Below are 16,050 nucleotides of genomic sequence, written 5' to 3'. Positions count from 1 at the left end.
ACGACTCACTTCTCCTGGTCGGCGGCCTGCTGGGTGGCGTCGACGACGTCCTGCGGGGAGGCGTCGCCGGCGAACTGCAGCGCGATCGCGTCGTTCATCGCCCCGCCGACCGAGGCGCCGAACAGCGTGTCGAAGAACAGCTGGACGTACGCCGCGTCGTCGCGCACCTGGATCAGGTCGGCCAGCGCCGGGTCGGAGAGCGAGTCGATCGCCGCCGGGTTGGTCGGCAGTCCCATGTCGTTCTCGGCGAAGCCCTGCTGGACCTCGTCGGAGAAGAGGTGCTTGACGAAGTCGACGGCCGCGTCCGGCGCGGTCTCCGCGACGGCCCAGGCGTCACCGCCACCGAGCTGGCCCGCGGGGTCGCCCTCGCCGCCCTCGACCTGGGGGAAGGGGAACCAGCCGGTCCGCTCGCCCAGGCCCTTGCCGTCGTCGGTCAGGCCCTGCATGACGCCGGGCTCCCAGTGGCCCTGCAGCTCCATGGCCACCTTGCCGGTCGCGAGCAGGCCGGACGCCGAGGTCGCGCCCTCCTGGCCCGGGGTGGTGAGGAAGCCGGGGTTGAAGGGCTCCGCGGCGATCACCTGGTCGACGACCTCGCCGGCCTCGACGAAGCAGGGGTCGGAGAAGTCCATGCTCTCCATCGCGGAGTTGAGCACGTCCTGCGAGCAGGTGCGGACCGCGCCGAAGTACCAGTAGTGCGCGGCCGGCCACTTGTCGCCGGCGCCCACGGAGATCGGCGTGATGTCGGCGGCCTTGAGCTGGTCGACGACGTCGAGGAGCTCGTCCATCGTCTCCGGCGGCGCGTCGATGCCGGCCTGCTCGAAGAGGTCCTTGTTGTACCAGAACCCGTCGACGCCGACGGAGTACGGGATCGCGTAGGTCTTGCCGTCGACCTGCCAGCCGGCGAGCGTGCCCTCGGCGATCTTGCCGATCTCCTCGCCGGCGGCCTCGGTCAGGTCGCGGGTCAGGCCGGCCTCGACGTGGTCGGCGAGCTCGCCGCCGCCGCGCTCCATGTAGACGTCCGGGACGTCGCCGCTCTGGAAGCCCGCGGCGAGCTTGTCGACCATGTCCTGGTGGGCCATGGCGGTCACCTCGACCTCGACGCCGGGGTTGGCCTCCTCGAAGTCCTTGGCCACCTGCTCGTAGTAGCCCTTGCCGGGCTCGTTGTTCGAGTTGTGCCACCACGTGATCGTGTTGGCGTCACCGCCGGACGACGAGTCGTCGCCGCCTCCGCACGCGCTGGCGGCGGTCAGCACGCCTGCGCAGAGCACGGCCAGCGCCGCGCCTCGAGTCTTCCTCGACATCTGAACCCCTCTTGTCCGCCCCACCTCTTCGGTGATGTGGGTCACAGGACCGTGCCAGGCGGTCTACCGCTTTGTCAATCGTTGTCGATAACGTTTTCCACGACTACGGTGCAGCCGCATGGACTCCTCGTTCGAGCACCGTCGCGGCACCGCGACGGTGACGCTCCGGCGCGCCGACGGCTCGCTCCTCGACCTCGCCGACGTGGTCGTCGAGCAGCGGCGGCACGCGGTCGCCCTCGGCGGCATCGGGTTCGACCTCGTCGCGCTGGCAGCGGCCCGGGCCGGGCTCGGGACCAGCGCGCCCGGAGCCGGGGACGGGGAGACCGGGGACGTCTTCGGCGGGTCCGGCCCGGAGGCGGCCGCCGACCTGGTCGACCTCTGGCTGGGCGTCTTCGACACCGCCACGCTGCCGTTCTACTGGGCCGGCTTCGAGCCGGTGCCGGGCCGGCCGGACACCGCCCGGCTGCTGGCCGCGGCCCGCTGGTTCCGCGAGCGCGACGTCGCGGTCAAGGGCCACCCGCTGGTCTGGCACACGCTGGCACCGGACTGGCTCCGCGAGCTGCCCGACGACCGGCTCGAGGCGACGGTGCGGGCGCGCGTGGGCCGCGAGGCCGCCGACTTCGCGGGGCTGGTGTCGACCTGGGACGCGGTCAACGAGGCGGTGATCATGCCGGTCTTCGCCAACGAGCAGCACGAGAACGGCATCACCCGCCTGTGCCGCCGGCTCGGCCGCGTGGAGACCGTCCGGCTGGCGTTCGAGGAGGCCCGCGCCGCCGACCCCGCGGCCACGCTGGTGCTCAACGACTTCGACATGTCCCCGGCGTACGACCGGCTCGTCGAGGAGGTCCTCGACGCCGGCGTGCAGGTCGACGCCATCGGCCTGCAGAGCCACATGCACCAGGGCTACTGGGGCGAGGAGCGGACCCTCGAGGTGCTCGAGCGGTTCGCGCGCCACGGGCTGCCGCTGCACCTGACCGAGACCACGCTGCTCTCCGGTGCGCTGATGCCGCCCGATGTCGAGGACCTCAACGACCACCGGGTCGACTCCTGGCCCTCGACGCCGGAAGGGGAGGAGCGGCAGGCCGACGAGGTGGTCCGGCACTACCGGACGCTGATGTCGCACCCCTCCGTCGAGGCGGTGACCTACTGGGGCCTCACCGACCGCGGCGCGTGGCTCGGCGCCCCCGCCGGCCTGGTCCGCGCCGACGGCAGCCCGAAGCCGGCGTACGACGCCCTGCGCTCGCTGGTCCGCGGCGAGTGGTGGCTCCCGCCGACGACGCTGCGCACCGACGAGCACGGGCGGGTCAGGGTCAGCGGCTGGGCGGGCGGGTACGCCGTGTCCTCCGGCGGCGCGTCGGCGACGTTCGACCTCCCGGCGGGCGCCTCGGAGCTGGAGGTGGCGGTGGAGGTCGGCGGCGGCTGAGGCGCACCTGGCAGGCTCGCCGCATGACCACGATCATGGCCATGGGCGGTGGCGGCTTCGCGATGGAGCCGGACAACCCGCTCCTCGACGACCACCTGCTCTCCCTGGCCACCCGCCGCCGCGGCGCCGGCGGCCTGCCCCGCGTCTGCTTCGTCCCGACCGCGAGCGGCGACTCGGCCTCCTACGCCGAGGAGTTCCGCACGGCGTTCGAGGGGCGCGCGGAGACCAGCGTCCTGCCGCTGTTCCGCTACGACGAGATCCCCGGCGGCGACCTGCGCTCCTTCGTGCTCGGCCAGGACGTCATCCACGTCGGCGGCGGCTCGACCGCGAACCTGCTCGCCCTGTGGCGGCTCCACGGCCTCGACGACGTCCTGCGCGAGGCGGGCGAGGACGGGGTCGTGCTGGCCGGGGTCAGCGCCGGCATGAACTGCTGGTTCGAGGGATCGGTGACCGACTCCTACGGGCCGCTGGCCGCGCTGCCCGACGGCCTCGGCCTCCTGCCCGGTTCGGCCTGCCCGCACTACGACGGCGAGGCCGACCGCCGCCCGACGTACCTCGACCTCGTCGGCACCCGCCGGCTCCCGAACGGGTACGCCGCCGACGACGGCTGCGCGCTCGTCTTCCGCGACGGCGAGCTGGTCGAGGCGGTCTCCTCGCGCCCCGACGCCCGCGCCTACCGCGTGCACCTCTCCGGCGACGCCCTCGACGTCGAGGACGGCATGGAGGCACCCGACGTCGCCGAGTCGCCGATGGACGTGCGCTACCTGGGGTGAGGTCCGCGGTGTGGTGCTCTGCGGGCCACCGGAATCGAGCAATTGAACGGTTGCGACCGGTTACCCGCCGGTAGAAGCGTCAGAACCGCGCAATTGAACGATTGCGGCGGCCCCGGACGGCTCCACGAGCGCGGAGAGCAGCGCCAACCGCTCGGCGCTGGCGGTGCCCGGCTCGGCGTGGTGGACGACGAGCAGCTGGCCGTCGGTGCCCTCGACGGCGAGCTTGGACATCCGCAGGGTCATCTCGCCGACCTGCGGGTGGTCGATCCGGAGCTCCTTGCCGCGGACCTGGCGCACGTCGTGGCGGGCCCACTGCCGGGCGAAGAGCTCGCTGCCGAGCGTCAGCTCGCCGACCAGCTGCACGACCCGCGGGTCGTCCGCGATGTCGGCGACCCGGCCGCGGAAGCCCGCGACGAGCCGCGGCGCGGTCTCCTCCCAGTCCGGGTGCAGCGCGCGCTCGGAGGGGTCGAGGAACAGCGAGCGGATCCGGTTCTCGCCCACCCGCAGGCTCGGGTTGAGCGCGGTGGCCAGCGGGTTCGCGGCGAGCACGTCGAGCCACTGGCCCTCGACGAACGCCGGCAGGCCGATCACGTCGAGCAGCTGCACGACGTCCGGCGGCGCCACCTCGGGCCGCAGCCGGCGGGCCCGCGAGCGGGGGCGCGGCGCGGCGATGCGCAGCAGGTGGTCGGTCGCCGCGGCGTCGAGCTGCAGCACCGCGGCCAGGGCCTCCAGCACCTGCACCGACGGGTTGCGGTCCCGGCCCTGCTCGAGCCGGAGGTAGTAGTCGGCGCTGATGCCCGCGAGCATCGCGACCTCCTCGCGGCGCAGGCCGGCCACGCGCCGTACGCCACCGGGCGGGAGCCCCACCGTCTCCGGCGTCACCAGCTCGCGGCGGGCCCGCAGGTAGTCCCCGAGCCGGTTCTCCTCCACGGCGTCCACGGTAGCCGCGGCGGCGCCCCCGTCCCTGGCCCTGCGACCCCCAGGACCGTCGGGGCCTTCTCCGCCGACCGGCCGGGGCGCACGGTGGAGGCATGAGCACCGAGCCCACGACCACCGAGCCCACGACCCAGCCCGCCCTCGGCGGCACCTTCACCCTCGCCGAGGGCCTCACCGTCTCCCGGATGGGGTACGGCGCGATGCAGCTCGCCGGACCGGGCGTCCTCGGCCCGCCGGCCGACCCCGACCGGGCGCTGGCCGTGCTCCGCGAGGTGCGCGCCCTGGGGATCGACCACGTCGACACCAGCGACTTCTACGGCCCGCACGTCACCAACCGGCTCATCCGGGAGGCCCTGCACCCCTACGCCGAGGACCTGGTCATCGTCACCAAGGTCGGCGCGCGCCGCGACGACCGGGGCGCCTGGCTCCCGGCCCAGTCGCCGGCCGAGCTGCGCCGGGGCGTGCTGGACAACCTGGAGAACCTCGGGCTCGAGGCCATGGACGTCGTCAACCTGCGGGTCATGGACGACCCGGCCGCCCCGGACGCCTCGATCGCGAGGCGCGTCGAGGCGATGGCCGAGCTCCAGCACGAGGGCCTGGTGCGGCACATCGGCCTGAGCACCGTCTCGGCCGCGCAGGTCGCCGAGGCGCAGCGGATCACGCCGGTGGTGTGCGTGCAGAACCAGTACAACCTCGCCCACCGCGAGGACGACGCGCTGGTCGACGCCCTCGCCGAGCAGGGCATCGCCTACGTGCCGTACTTCCCCCTCGGCGGCTTCAGCCCGCTGCAGTCCGACGCCCTCTCCGCCGTCGCCGGCCGCCTCGGCACGACGCCGATGGCCGTCGCGCTCGCCTGGCTGCTGAAGCGCTCGCCGAACATCCTGCTGATCCCCGGCACCTCCTCGGTCGAGCACCTGCGGGCGAACGTCGCGGCCGTCGACCTGAGGCTCTCCCCCGACGACCTCGCCGAGCTCGACCGCATCGCCGGCTGACCCCGCCCACGGATTCCGGCCGCACCGCGGACGAGTCGTAGGATCGGGGGCGCAGAGGGTTCAACGCGTTCTCGGAGGTGGGTACGGCGCGTCGTACAGACGCACCCGAAAGGCCCTCCCAGCGTGACCCCCCTCGCGTCCTACCGACGCCTCTTCGCCCTCGCCGGACCCACGTACGTCGTCGTGGCGTTCCTCGGCCGGCTGCCGCTCGCCATGAGCCAGCTCGGCACGCTCCTGCTCGTCTCCACCGCCACCGACAGCTACGGGCTCGGCGGCCTCAGCGCCGGTGCGCTCGCGGTGGCCAACGCCCTCGGCGCACCGGTCGCCGGGGCGCTGGCCGACCGCACCGGCCAGCGGCCGGTCGTCCTGGTGCAGTCCCTGCTCGGCGCGGCCGGCCTGGCCTCGCTCGTGGCCGTCGTCCACGGCGGTGCGGCCGACGCGCTCGTCGTAGGCACCGCCGCGGCGACCGGCCTGGTGCTGCCGCAGGTGGGCCCGCTCGCGCGGGTCCGCTGGCGCCCGCTCACCCACGGGACCGGGCCGCTCCAGCGGCGCCTGGTCGACGCGGCGTACTCCTACGAGGGCGCGGCCGACGAGGCGTCGTTCGCCATCGGCCCGGCCCTGGTCGGCCTCGCCGTCGCCCTGGTCTCGCCGGGTGGCGCGCTCCTCGTGGCCGCAGCGCTGCTGGCCGTCTTCGGCACCGCCTTCGCCCTGGACCCCTCGGCTCGGCTCACCCGCCGCGGCGGGACCCCGCTCGCGACCGGCCCCCTGGTCACGGCGGTCTTCGTCGTCCTGGCACTGGCCCAGGTCTCGATCGGCATGCTCTTCGGCGCCACCCAGACCGGTGCCACGGTGCTCGCGAACGACGCCGACCAGCCCGGCCTCGCGGGCCTCATCCACGCCACGCTGGGCGTGGGCAGCGCGGTGGCCGGCATCGCGACGGCCTACGTCCCGGAGCGGATCGGGCACGAGCGCCGCTCGCTCGTCGCCGCCTGCACGCTGCTGGTGCTGTCGCTCCCGCTGCTGCTGGTCGACTCCCTGACCGGCGCCTTCGTCGCGGTGCTGGCGCTCGGCTTCGCGGTCGCGCCGTACATGATCGGGATCTTCTCCCTCGCCGAGCGGGTCGTGCCGCCCGCCCGCGTCGGTGCCGCGATGACGTCGCTGGCCAGCGCGACCGGCCTCGGCTACGCGCTCGGGTCCAGCCTCGCCGGCCGGCTGGCCGACGCCGACGGCGCCGCGGCGGCGTTCGCCGTGACCGTCGGCGCGGCCGTGCTCGCGGTGACGCTGATGACCACGCAGCAGCGCCGCCTGCACCGCGCGGTGCAGGCCGCCGCGGCCGCCACCGCCGAGGCGGACGACGAGGCCCGGGCGGCCGTCTAGCCCCCGGGCCGCACGCCGGCAGGCCGGCCCTCAGGCGGACGCGGCGACGTCCTCCGCGGCGAGCAGCGAGAGCCCGAGCGCCGGCAGCAGGCCGTTGCCCGCGAGGTAGCCGGCCGCGCCGTGCCCGGAGATGCCCGCGGCGGCGCCCCCGGCGGCGTACAGCCCCGGCACCGGCGTACCTGCCTCGGTCAGGACCCGGGCGTGCTCGTCGACGACGAGGCCGCCCTGGCTGTGGAAGAGCGCCGGCTGCACCGGCACCGCGCGGTACGGCGCCTGCAGCGGCGCCTCCCAGGCGGTCCGGCCGAACGCGTCCCCGGCGCGCCGCTCGGCGCTGTCCCGGGCGGCGTCGAGGGTGCGCGCCAGCTCGCCCGCGTCGCAGCCGACCACGGCGGCCAGCGCCTCGACGTCGGCCGCCTCCCGGACGGCACCGGCGTCGACGGTCGCCCGGTAGTCGTCGAAGACCAGGCAGGCCTCGTGGATCCGCTCGTCGAGCACGATCCAGCCGCGGGCACCGGGCTGCGCGCCCAGCCGCGCGGCGTACTCGGAGTAGCCGGTCGTCTCGTCGCCGAACCGGCGCCCCTCGACGTCGACGACCACGCCGCCGTGCATGACCGTCGCCCAGCCGGCGAGGGTCGCGGCGGGGGTGAGCGCGGCGTGGCCCTGGTAGGCGTCGAGGTACGCCGTGGCCGCGCCGAGGCGCTCGCCGAGGCGGAGCGCGTCGCCGGTCGACCCCTCGCTGCCGTGGTACGTCGCCGTCGCGATCTCCGGGAGGTGCCGCGCGACGAGCTCGCGGTCCGCGGCGTAGCCGTTGGTGGCGAGCAGCACCGCGCGGGTGGGGATCCGCTCCTGGCCGTGGGGGGACTCCACGACGACCTCGCGGACGCCGCCGTCCTCGGGGTCGACGACGACGTCGACGAGCCGGGCGGGGACCAGCAGGTCGATCAGGTCGTGCTCGCGGACCGCGCGCACGAGGCCGCCGAGCATGGCCTCGCCGGAGCGTCCGGGCACCGTGTGGCAACGGAGGCTCGAGTGGCCGGGGTAGGAGAAGTCGGTCACCAGCGAGAGCGGCAGGCCGGCCTCGTCGGCGAGCCACTCGACCAGGCGGCCGCTGACCTCAGCCAGGGCCCGCGCGAGCCGCTCGTCGGCCGTGCCGCCGGTCTTGGCGAGCACGTCCGCGACGAACCGCTCCGGGGAGTCCTCCACCCCGGCCTCGCGCTGCCACCGAGAGCCGGCGCCGGGGACCATCGCCGTCGACATCGCGGTGTTGTTGGCCTTCGCGAAGTGCTCGTTGCGCTCGACGACCAGCACCGACAGCCCGAGCTGGGCGGCGCGGAGCGCGGCCACGAGCCCGCCGCCGGCGCCGGCGACGACGAGGTCCGGGCCCTCGGTCTCGACGTCCTGCGGGGCGCTCGTCGGGGTGCTCACCGGGTCGCTCCCGTCGCCTGGGCTCGGAGCCCGAGCATCGCGAGGGCGGTCCGCGTGGGGTCGAGCAGGTACGGCGCTCGCTCCTGGGGGGCGACGTCGACGGCCGAGCAGGCGTTGAGCACGAAGTCGCAGTCGAGGTCGCCGGCGCGGTCGGTCACCGCAGCCGCCCACGTCGCGTCGTCGGCGATGTCCTCGACCGAGAGGTCCAGGACGGTGGTCGGACCGACCGGCACCACGTCGTACTCCGCGAGCTTGCGGTCCAGCTCGGTGGCGATCGCCTCGTTGCGGGCCACCGCACCGAGGCTGGCGCCCTGGCCCGCGACGAACGCCGAGGCGAGGTGACCGATCCCGAAGACCGGCCGCGGGAGGTCGTGGTCCAGCCCGCTGACCGGGTCGAGCACGCAGTCGGGCAGGAAGCCGTGCCAGCCGTCCGGGTCCACGGCGCGGTACCGCTCCAGCAGCGCCAGCTCGCTGGCACGGACGTCGTCGGCGGTCTCGAGGGCGCGCGGCAGGCCGGCCCCGTCGCCGAGGTGCTCGAGCACGACGGTGACGCCCTCGGGGGCGAGCTCGTCGTAGCGCTGCTGGCGACGCGCGAGCTCGGCGTCGTCGATGACGATGGGGGTGATGGCCAGGATCCGCATCAGCGAGCGCCCTCCTCCGGGCGCGGCGCGGCGGGCTCGATGCCCAGCGCGCGGGGGTCGTTGGGGTGCTCGGCGAGCGCGTGCACCTCGATGTCCATCCACGGGTGGAGCGGCAGCGACGTCAGCGCCGCGTGCAGCTCGGTGGCGTCGGCGACGTCGTACAGGCTCCAGTTCGCCCAGCGGCCCGGCACCCGCCACAGGCGCCGCAGCTGGCCGGCGTGCGCCAGCCGCTGCCCCTGCTCGAGCTCGCGCGCGAAGATCTCCTCGCGCTGCTCGACCGGGGCGTCGGGGGGCCAGACGATCTCGATGTGGACCAGGAACTCGGCCACTCAGACCCCCAGGTAGGCCTCGCGCACGCGAGGGTCGTCGGCCAGCTCCGAGCCGGTCCCCTCGAGCACGATCGACCCGCTCTCGATGACGTACGCGCGGTCGGAGATGGCCAGCGCCTGGGAGGCGTTCTGCTCCACGATCAGCACGGTCACGCCGGTGTCGCGGATCCGCTTGATCGCCTCGAGCACCTGCGCCACGAGGTTGGGCGCGAGCCCGACGGAGGGCTCGTCGAGCGTCAGGCACGTGGGTCGCGCCATCATCGCGCGGCCGATCGCGAGCATCTGCTGCTGGCCGCCGGACATGGTGTCGGCCCGCTGCGTGCGCCGCTCGGCGAGGATCGGGAAGAGCTCGTAGACCTCGTCGAGGGACGAGCGGACCGTGGACCGGGACTGGGTGTAGGCGCCCATCTCGAGGTTCTCGACCACCTGGAGGTCGCCGAAGAGCGCCCGGTCCTGGGAGACGTGGACGAGGCCGGAGCGCACGATCTGGTGCGCCCGCATCTTCTGCACCTCGTGGCCGTCGAAGACGATCCGGCCGCCGGTCGTCGCGACCAGCCCGTGGATCGCCCGCAGGGTGGTGGTCTTGCCGGCGCCGTTCGCGCCGATCAGCGAGACGATCTCGCCCCGGTCCACGTGCATCGACAGGCCGTGGAGGATCTCCAGCCGCCGGTAGCCGGCGTGCAGGTCCTGCAGCTCCAGGATCATGCGTAGTCCTCTCCGAGGTAGGCCTCGATGACGCGGGGGTCGGCGATGACCTGCTGGGGGTCGCCGAGCGCGAGCTCGCGGCCCTCGGCCATGACCAGCAGGCGCTCGGACAGCGCCATGACCGCCGCCATGATGTGCTCGACGAACATGACCGTGACGCCGTCGGCGTGGATCTCGCGCAGCAGCTCGATGATCGGCGCCCGCTCGGCGGGGACCAGCCCGGCCAGCACCTCGTCGAGCAGCAGCAGGCGCGGCTCGAGGGCCAGCGCGCGGGCCAGCTCCAGCCGCTTGAGCCCGGCGGTCGGCAGGCTGCCGGACGGGCTGTGCACGTAGCGGTCGAGCTGGACCCGGTCGATCACCTCGAGCGCGTGCCGCCGGGCGGCCTTGCGCGAGCGGTGCCGGTGGTGGGCGGCGATCGCGACGTTGTCGAGCACGCTCATCGACTCGAAGGGCCGCATCAGCTGGAAGGTACGGACGAGCCCGGCGTCCGCGACCTTCGCGGGCGACCAGCCGGTGATGTCCCGCCCGTCGAAGACCACCCGGCCGCGGGTCGGCGGGAGCTGCCCGGCGAGCAGGGAGAACAGCGTGGTCTTGCCGGCGCCGTTGGGACCGATGATCCCGAGGAACTCGCGGTCCGCGACGGTGACGTCGACGGAGTCGACGGCGGTCAGGCCGGCGAAGGACTTGGTGAGGTCTTCGACCTGGAGGAGGCTCATGAGCGGAACCGATCACGCAGGGTGCCGTAGATGCCCTTGGGCATGAACAGCACGATCAGGATGAGCAGTGCGGCGTAGACGGCGACGTCGAGGCCCGTGACGCCCTGGAGGAACTCCAGGAACGGCGGGGGCTCGCGCAGCACGGTCGCGATCCACTCCGAGAGCGGGCCGACGACCATCGCGCCGACGACCGGGCCGAAGACCGTGCCGATGCCGCCGATGACCGCGGGCACGATGGCGTTGACCGAGACCGCCGAGCCGAACGCCTGCTCCGGGCCCACGAAGAAGTAGTACTGCGTGTAGAACGCCCCGGCGAGCGAGGTGAACGCGCAGCTGATCGCCACCGCGACGAGCCGCACCCGCATCACGTTGATGCCGAGCGAGGCAGCGGCCACCTCGTCGTCGCGGACCGCCTGGACGTACTGCCCCGAGCGGGAGTTGACGTACGCGACCGTCCCGAGCAGACCGGCGCCGAGGATCGCCAGCGGGATCCAGTAGTAGAAGTGGCTGCCCTGCTCGAACTGCAGCATCCACCAGGAGTTCTCGGTCAGCAGCGGGACGTTGAAGCCCTCGGTGCGACGCAGGAAGTCGAGGTTCTGCACCACGAGGAGGAAGACCTGCGCGAAGGCGAAGGTCGCCAGGGCGAAGTACGCGCCGGCCAGCCGGTAGCGCAGGCAGAGGAAGGCGATCAGCGTGCCGGCCGCGGCGGAGATCGAGGCGCCGACCACCATCGCGATCCACGGCGAGATGCCGTGCTCGACCAGGAGATAGGCGTCGGTGTAGGCGCCGATGCCGAAGAACGCGGCGTGGCCGAAGCTGAACATGCCGCCGTAGCCGCTCATCAGGTTCCAGCCGACGGCCATGATCGCGAAGATCAGCGTGCGCACGGCGACGGTCTCGGTCTGCTCGTCCAGCACGAACGGCAGGACGGCGGCGACGGCGAGGAGCACGACCAGCGCGAGGTAGGTGCGCGCGGTCGACCGGTCCTTCAGCCGCGGGTCGTCCGAGCTCACGCTGGGTGCGCGCTCGGTGGTGAGGGCGGTCATTGCTTCACTCCGAAGATCCCTTGCGGACGGAAGAACAGGACGAGGACGAAGACCGCGAAGACGAGGATCAGCGACCCCGTCCCCGGCAGGTAGAGCGCCCCGACGGTCTGGACGAGCCCGATCACCAGGCCGCCGACCACGGCTCCCTTGACGCTGCCGAGGCCGCCGAGCACGACGATCACGAACGCGAGGATCGTGAACTGCTCGCCCACGGTCGGGGTGAGGCTGAGGAACGGCACCATCAGGCCGCCGGCCACGGCCACGCAGGCCGAGCCGATGCCGAAGGTCATCGCGTAGATGCGGCGCACGTCGATGCCGACCAGCGACGCACCCTGGGTGTTGGCCGAGACCGCGCGGATCGAGAGGCCGAACGACGTGCCGCGCAGGATCAGCGTCAGCGCGCCGGCGACCAGCAGCGCTCCCGCGAAGGCGATGAGCCGCTCCCACGACACGATCGCGTCGAGGACCTCGAAGGAGCCCTCGACCGAGCTCGGCACCCGCTTCGGACGACCGCCGAAGATCATCAGCAGCACGTTGACGATCAGCAGGCTCAGGCCGAGGGTCACCAGCAGCGGGCCTTCCTCGTTGTCGGCCATCGTCAGCTTGTTCAGCAGGGCGGCCTGGACGAGGACGCCGAAGAGGAACATCACCGGGATGGCGAGCAGCGTCGCGACGTACACGGGGATGCCGCCCGCGTCGACCATCTGGTAGACGAGGTACATCGCCAAGGTGAGCATCGCGCCCTGCGCGAAGTTGACGATGCCGAGCACGCCGAAGATCAGGGTGAGGCCCACCGAGACCAGGGCGTAGACGCCGCCGAGCAGCAGCCCGGTGACGATCGACTGGGTGACCAGTCCGGAGTCCTTGCCCCCGACGGTGTAGACGAGGAGCAGCGCGACCACCACCGCGCCGACGATGCCCAGGGGCAGCAGCGGCAGGCTCGGTCGACCGGAGCGGGTCTTCCCGTCGTCCGGTTGGGTCTCCGGTGGGGAGGTGGTGGTGTCGGTCATGGCCGTCCGTTTCGTGGCGGAGTCGTGGCTGGGGTACGTCGCTGCGGCGGTGCGGCCGCGGGCCGCGCGCCTGCCGGCCGGTGGCGGGTCACCCCGCCACCGGCCCGGAGGTCACTTGGCCGGGTAGACCGGCTCGGAGGTCGTGAACTCGTCGGGGAAGACCTGCTCGACCTTGCCCTTCTTGGTCTGCATCACGATGACCGTCGCGTTCTCGTTCTGGCCGGTCTCGTCGAAGGTGATCGGGCCGTCGAAGGCGAGCAGCGGGTCCTCGACCTCGATCTCGGCGATCGCGTCGCGGACGTCCTCCGGGTCGTCGGACCCGGCCTCCTCCAGCGCCTGGGCGATGACCATCACGGCCTGGTAGGAGAGCACCGAGGCGGTCTCCATCGGGCGGCCGAACTCGGCCTCGAAGCGCTTGCGGATGTCTGCGACCTCGTCGTTCGTGGCGCCGTAGTGGTAGTTGGCCGAGAGCACGTTCTCGCCCGCGGCACCCGCGTCGTTCGGGAAGGAGCCGTCGTCGAAGGCGCCGTTCGCGACGCCGTACAGCGCGTCGATGTCGGGGTCGAGCGCCTTGACCGCCTGGGCGACCAGGAGCTGGTCGGGGTAGTAGCCGGTCGCGACGATGACGTCGGGGTTGCCGGCGGCGGCCTCGCGGACCTGGGTGGTCGCGTCGGTGAAGTTCGTGCCGGGGTAGGTGACCTCCTTGAGGACCTGCACCCCCTGGCTCTCGGCCCGCTCCTTGAAGGCGTCGAAGACGCTCTGCCCGAAGGCACCCTCGATGTGGATGTAGGAGACGGTCTTGACCGGCTTGCCGTTGGCCTCGGCCAGCGCGATCAGGTCGTCCGCACCGTCGGCGCCCATGCTCGTGGCGTCGGGCTGGATCCGGAAGGTGTTCTTGTAGCCCTGCTCGAGGATCGAGTCGTCGACGGCCACGTCGATCACCAGCGGCACCCGGGAGCGCTCCGCGACGGCGGACACGTTCGCGGTGACGTCGCTCTGGTAGGTGCCGACCAGCGCGACCGCGCCGTCGCTGATGAGCCGCTGCGCCTCGCTCTGGCCGGTGTCCGCGGCGCCCTTGCTGTCGCCCTCGCCCAGCGTGAGCTTCCGGCCGTCGAGCGACTCGATGCCGCCGTCGGCGTTGACGTCCTCGACCGCGAGCTTCGCGCCGTCGTTCATCAGCGCGCCGACGCCGGCCAGCGCGCCCGTCAGCGGGTGGACCGAGCCGATCATGATGTCGCCGTCGGAGCCACTGCCGGAGGAGCCGGATCCGCAGGCGGCGAGCGCCACGGTGCCTGCGGCGAGCACCGCCGCGAGTGAGACCTTCTTCATCGTGCTGGACCAACCTTTCGTGCCAAGGCACAGTGGGTGTGTTCCGTCAGAAGGAACGACCGATGCTTTCTGGCCGTTCCGCTGAGCGGTGCGACTCCAGGCGCCCGGGACGCCACGGATGGGGCAAGTTGCGGGATTCGGCGAGTATGGCACGGATCTCATTGTGATTTCTAGGGGCTCGACGGCAAAGCACGCCGACCGATACAGTTCCGCTAGGCGAAACAACCTGGAAACGGAGATGTGGCATGGGCGCAGGGATCAGCGGATCCGTTCCGCGGGAGACACCCGGCGGGACGGAGGCGGCCGACCGGGTCGCGGACGTGCTGCTGCTCTTCGCCCGCTCCGACGACGCCCTGGGCGTCTCCCGCATCGCCCGCTCCCTCGAGCTCAGCAAGGCCGTGGTCCACCGCATCCTGCAGTCGCTCGCGTCGCGCTCCCTGGTGCAGCCCCTCCCCGGCGGCTCGGCGTACGTCCTGGGCCCTGCGGCCGCGGGCCTCGCCGCCCGCGCCTGGAGCCAGCTCGACGTCCGCTCGGTCGCCTCGCCCGTGCTGCGCCGGCTGCGCGACCAGACCCGCGAGACGACCACGCTGTCGGTGCTGGTCGGGAACCAGCGGATCTACCTCGACCAGATCGAGAGCCCGCAGGAGATCAAGATGGTCGTGGAGATCGGCCCGCGGTTCCCGCTGCACTCCGGCGCCTCGAGCCGCGCGATCCTGGCCCACCTGCCGGAGTCGTTCGTCGGGGAGGCCGTCGGCCAGCTGCAGGCGGCACGGCCCGACCTCGACGTCGAGGCCTACCGGGCCGATCTCGCACGGATCCGGGAGCAGGGGTACGCCGTGTCCCTCAACGAGCGCGGGACGGGGGCCGCCTCGATCGCGGCACCCTTCTTCGACTCCGCCGGGAACGTCGCCGGCTCGGTCAGCTCCTCGGGCCCGGTCTTCCGCTACGCCGAGACCGACGAGGAGCACACCCGTCTCGTCGTGCAGGCCGCCCGCGACATCACCGCCCGGCTCTCCCCTAGCTAGCCACCGCGCCGGCCGGTCCTGGGCCGGCCCGGCACCCGGAAGGACCCGCCATGCTCCCCCGCTCGTTCCTGTACGTCCCCGGCAACCGGCCCGACCTGTTCCCCAAGGCCGCGGCCGGTCCCGCCGACGCGGTCGTGCTCGACCTCGAGGACGCGGTGCCGCTGTCCGAGAAGGCCGCCGCGCGCGGCGCCGTACGCGACTGGCTGGGGGCGTCCGCGGCGGGCTCGGGCGAGACGTGGGTCCGGGTCAGCCCGACCGCGCTGGAGGACGACCTCGACGCGGCGGTCCGCCAGGGTCTCGACGGCCTCCTGCTCGCGACCGTCACCCCGGCCGCGGTCCGGACGGTCGCCGCACTGCTGGCCCGCCTGGAGCCCGAGCGCGGGCTCGTCCCGGGGTCGGTCCGCGTGGTCGGGCTCGTCGAGAGCGCCGAGGGACTGCTGTCCCTCGCCGAGTCCGCGGCCGAGGAGCGGCTCACCGCCTTCGGGATCGGCGAGGTCGACCTGCTCGGCGACCTGCGGATGTCGCGCGGTCCGGCCACCGACGCGGCGGTCACCCACCTGCGCACGCAGGTCGTCGTGCACAGCGCTGCGGCAGGCCTCGAGGCGCCCGTCGCCCCGACGTCCACCGACTTCCGGGACCTCGACGCGTTCGCCGAGTCGACCCGTGCCCTCGTCGACCTGGGCTTCCGGTCCCGCACCGCCGTGCACCCCGCCCAGGTCCCGGTCGTCCACGACGTCCTCACCCCCACGCCCGAGAAGGTCGCCGACGCCCGCGACCTCGTCGCCCGCTTCGACGCGGCCGAGGGCGGCGTGACCACCGACGCGCGGGGCCGGCTCATCGACGCCGCCGTCGCCCGGGAGGCGCGGGAGGTGCTGGCCCGCGCCGAGCGGGCCGGCTGAGCCGACCTCCTGCTTCGAGGCACCTGGACGGGCCTGTCCCCCGCCGGCCGGTTGCTCCGGCGAGGTGTGGGGCCCGGCGGTGGTGGTCGCGGAGCCGGGTCCGGTCGCGGGGTCTCGACGACG

Annotated in this window: 16 protein-coding genes; 6 read left to right on the top strand and 10 right to left on the bottom strand. The window is 73.5% G+C overall.

Annotation, left to right across the window (positions count from 1 at the left end; genetic code table 11):
* Window positions 1-5: 5 nt before the first annotated feature.
* Entirely contained in the window at window positions 6-1,301 is a 1,296-nt protein-coding gene (locus tag AB0N29_RS14610; RefSeq protein WP_302268547.1) for an extracellular solute-binding protein, read from the bottom strand.
* A 118-nt stretch (window positions 1,302-1,419) separates the two neighbouring features.
* Here AB0N29_RS14610 and AB0N29_RS14605 point away from each other — a divergent pair, with 118 nt between their 5' ends.
* Window positions 1,420-2,724, top strand: a complete 1,305-nt coding sequence (locus AB0N29_RS14605; RefSeq protein ID WP_364867765.1) for an endo-1,4-beta-xylanase — start codon at window positions 1,420-1,422, stop codon at window positions 2,722-2,724.
* Window positions 2,725-2,747: 23 nt separating this feature from the next.
* Complete coding sequence (locus AB0N29_RS14600) at window positions 2,748-3,497, top strand: peptidase E (protein WP_364867763.1); 750 nt, start codon at window positions 2,748-2,750, stop codon at window positions 3,495-3,497.
* Window positions 3,498-3,557: 60 nt separating this feature from the next.
* On the opposite strand, the gene AB0N29_RS14595 is transcribed toward AB0N29_RS14600, so the two are convergent.
* Window positions 3,558-4,427: a helix-turn-helix transcriptional regulator gene (locus AB0N29_RS14595; RefSeq protein WP_364867761.1), complete on the bottom strand. Its 870-nt coding sequence runs from the start codon at window positions 4,425-4,427 to the stop codon at window positions 3,558-3,560.
* Window positions 4,428-4,528: 101 nt separating this feature from the next.
* On the opposite strand from AB0N29_RS14595, the gene AB0N29_RS14590 reads away from it, so the two are divergent.
* A complete protein-coding gene (locus tag AB0N29_RS14590) occupies window positions 4,529-5,425 on the top strand; it encodes an aldo/keto reductase family oxidoreductase (RefSeq protein WP_364867759.1) in 897 nt (298 codons plus the stop codon).
* Between the two features lie 123 nt (window positions 5,426-5,548).
* Complete coding sequence (locus tag AB0N29_RS14585) at window positions 5,549-6,802, top strand: MFS transporter (RefSeq protein ID WP_364867757.1); 1,254 nt, start codon at window positions 5,549-5,551, stop codon at window positions 6,800-6,802.
* Window positions 6,803-6,832: 30 nt separating this feature from the next.
* On the opposite strand, the gene AB0N29_RS14580 is transcribed toward AB0N29_RS14585, so the two are convergent.
* From AB0N29_RS14580 to AB0N29_RS14545, 8 genes are all read right to left on the bottom strand, one after another.
* Window positions 6,833-8,227, bottom strand: coding sequence for an FAD-binding protein (locus AB0N29_RS14580; RefSeq protein ID WP_364867755.1), 1,395 nt, complete (start codon window positions 8,225-8,227; stop codon window positions 6,833-6,835).
* On the bottom strand, window positions 8,224-8,868 hold the full coding sequence (locus tag AB0N29_RS14575; protein ID WP_364867753.1) for a hypothetical protein: 645 nt from the start codon (window positions 8,866-8,868) through the stop codon (window positions 8,224-8,226). Before AB0N29_RS14575 ends, AB0N29_RS14580 begins: the two co-directional genes overlap by 4 nt.
* Window positions 8,868-9,197 carry a muconolactone Delta-isomerase family protein gene (locus tag AB0N29_RS14570; protein WP_364867751.1) on the bottom strand — a complete coding sequence of 110 codons (330 nt, stop codon included), beginning with the start codon at window positions 9,195-9,197 and terminating at the stop codon, window positions 8,868-8,870. The genes AB0N29_RS14575 and AB0N29_RS14570 overlap by 1 nt, the downstream gene beginning before the upstream one ends.
* On the bottom strand, window positions 9,198-9,899 hold the full coding sequence (locus AB0N29_RS14565; protein WP_364868055.1) for an ABC transporter ATP-binding protein: 702 nt from the start codon (window positions 9,897-9,899) through the stop codon (window positions 9,198-9,200).
* Window positions 9,899-10,618: an ABC transporter ATP-binding protein gene (locus tag AB0N29_RS14560; protein WP_300952459.1), complete on the bottom strand. Its 720-nt coding sequence runs from the start codon at window positions 10,616-10,618 to the stop codon at window positions 9,899-9,901. The genes AB0N29_RS14565 and AB0N29_RS14560 overlap by 1 nt, the downstream gene beginning before the upstream one ends.
* Window positions 10,615-11,664 carry a branched-chain amino acid ABC transporter permease gene (locus AB0N29_RS14555; RefSeq protein WP_300952458.1) on the bottom strand — a complete coding sequence of 350 codons (1,050 nt, stop codon included), beginning with the start codon at window positions 11,662-11,664 and terminating at the stop codon, window positions 10,615-10,617. The genes AB0N29_RS14560 and AB0N29_RS14555 overlap by 4 nt, the downstream gene beginning before the upstream one ends.
* A complete protein-coding gene (locus AB0N29_RS14550; protein WP_300952457.1) occupies window positions 11,661-12,674 on the bottom strand; it encodes a branched-chain amino acid ABC transporter permease in 1,014 nt (337 codons plus the stop codon). The genes AB0N29_RS14555 and AB0N29_RS14550 overlap by 4 nt, the downstream gene beginning before the upstream one ends.
* 111 nt (window positions 12,675-12,785) lie before the next feature.
* Window positions 12,786-14,003: an ABC transporter substrate-binding protein gene (locus tag AB0N29_RS14545; RefSeq protein WP_364867748.1), complete on the bottom strand. Its 1,218-nt coding sequence runs from the start codon at window positions 14,001-14,003 to the stop codon at window positions 12,786-12,788.
* Between the two features lie 245 nt (window positions 14,004-14,248).
* On the opposite strand from AB0N29_RS14545, the gene AB0N29_RS14540 reads away from it, so the two are divergent.
* Together AB0N29_RS14540 and AB0N29_RS14535 are read left to right on the top strand one after the other, a co-directional pair.
* Window positions 14,249-15,028, top strand: coding sequence for an IclR family transcriptional regulator (locus tag AB0N29_RS14540; RefSeq protein ID WP_300952455.1), 780 nt, complete (start codon window positions 14,249-14,251; stop codon window positions 15,026-15,028).
* 50 nt (window positions 15,029-15,078) lie between these two features.
* Window positions 15,079-15,927, top strand: a complete 849-nt coding sequence (locus tag AB0N29_RS14535; protein WP_364867745.1) for a CoA ester lyase — start codon at window positions 15,079-15,081, stop codon at window positions 15,925-15,927.
* The last annotated feature ends 123 nt before the right edge of the window (window positions 15,928-16,050 follow it).

The organism is Nocardioides sp. NPDC092400 (genome assembly GCF_040684155.1).
Classification (GTDB): domain Bacteria; phylum Actinomycetota; class Actinomycetes; order Propionibacteriales; family Nocardioidaceae; genus Nocardioides.
Note: the sequence above shows the minus strand (reverse complement) of the source record. Positions and strands in the feature narration are given on the sequence as shown.

Bases quoted from the DNA above. Each gene is read 5' to 3' on its own strand.
- AB0N29_RS14545 (WP_364867748.1), bottom strand. From the start codon at position 14,003: ATGAAGAAGGTCTCACTCGCGGCGGTGCTCGCCGCAGGCACCGTGGCG.
- AB0N29_RS14600 (WP_364867763.1), top strand. From the start codon at position 2,748: ATGACCACGATCATGGCCATGGGCGGTGGCGGCTTCGCGATGGAGCCG.
- AB0N29_RS14540 (WP_300952455.1), top strand. From the start codon at position 14,249: ATGGGCGCAGGGATCAGCGGATCCGTTCCGCGGGAGACACCCGGCGGG.
- AB0N29_RS14610 (WP_302268547.1), bottom strand. From the start codon at position 1,301: ATGTCGAGGAAGACTCGAGGCGCGGCGCTGGCCGTGCTCTGCGCAGGC.
- AB0N29_RS14555 (WP_300952458.1), bottom strand. From the start codon at position 11,664: ATGACCGCCCTCACCACCGAGCGCGCACCCAGCGTGAGCTCGGACGAC.
- AB0N29_RS14590 (WP_364867759.1), top strand. From the start codon at position 4,529: ATGAGCACCGAGCCCACGACCACCGAGCCCACGACCCAGCCCGCCCTC.
- AB0N29_RS14605 (WP_364867765.1), top strand. From the start codon at position 1,420: ATGGACTCCTCGTTCGAGCACCGTCGCGGCACCGCGACGGTGACGCTC.
- AB0N29_RS14535 (WP_364867745.1), top strand. From the start codon at position 15,079: ATGCTCCCCCGCTCGTTCCTGTACGTCCCCGGCAACCGGCCCGACCTG.
- AB0N29_RS14560 (WP_300952459.1), bottom strand. From the start codon at position 10,618: ATGAGCCTCCTCCAGGTCGAAGACCTCACCAAGTCCTTCGCCGGCCTG.
- AB0N29_RS14550 (WP_300952457.1), bottom strand. From the start codon at position 12,674: ATGACCGACACCACCACCTCCCCACCGGAGACCCAACCGGACGACGGG.
- AB0N29_RS14575 (WP_364867753.1), bottom strand. From the start codon at position 8,868: ATGCGGATCCTGGCCATCACCCCCATCGTCATCGACGACGCCGAGCTC.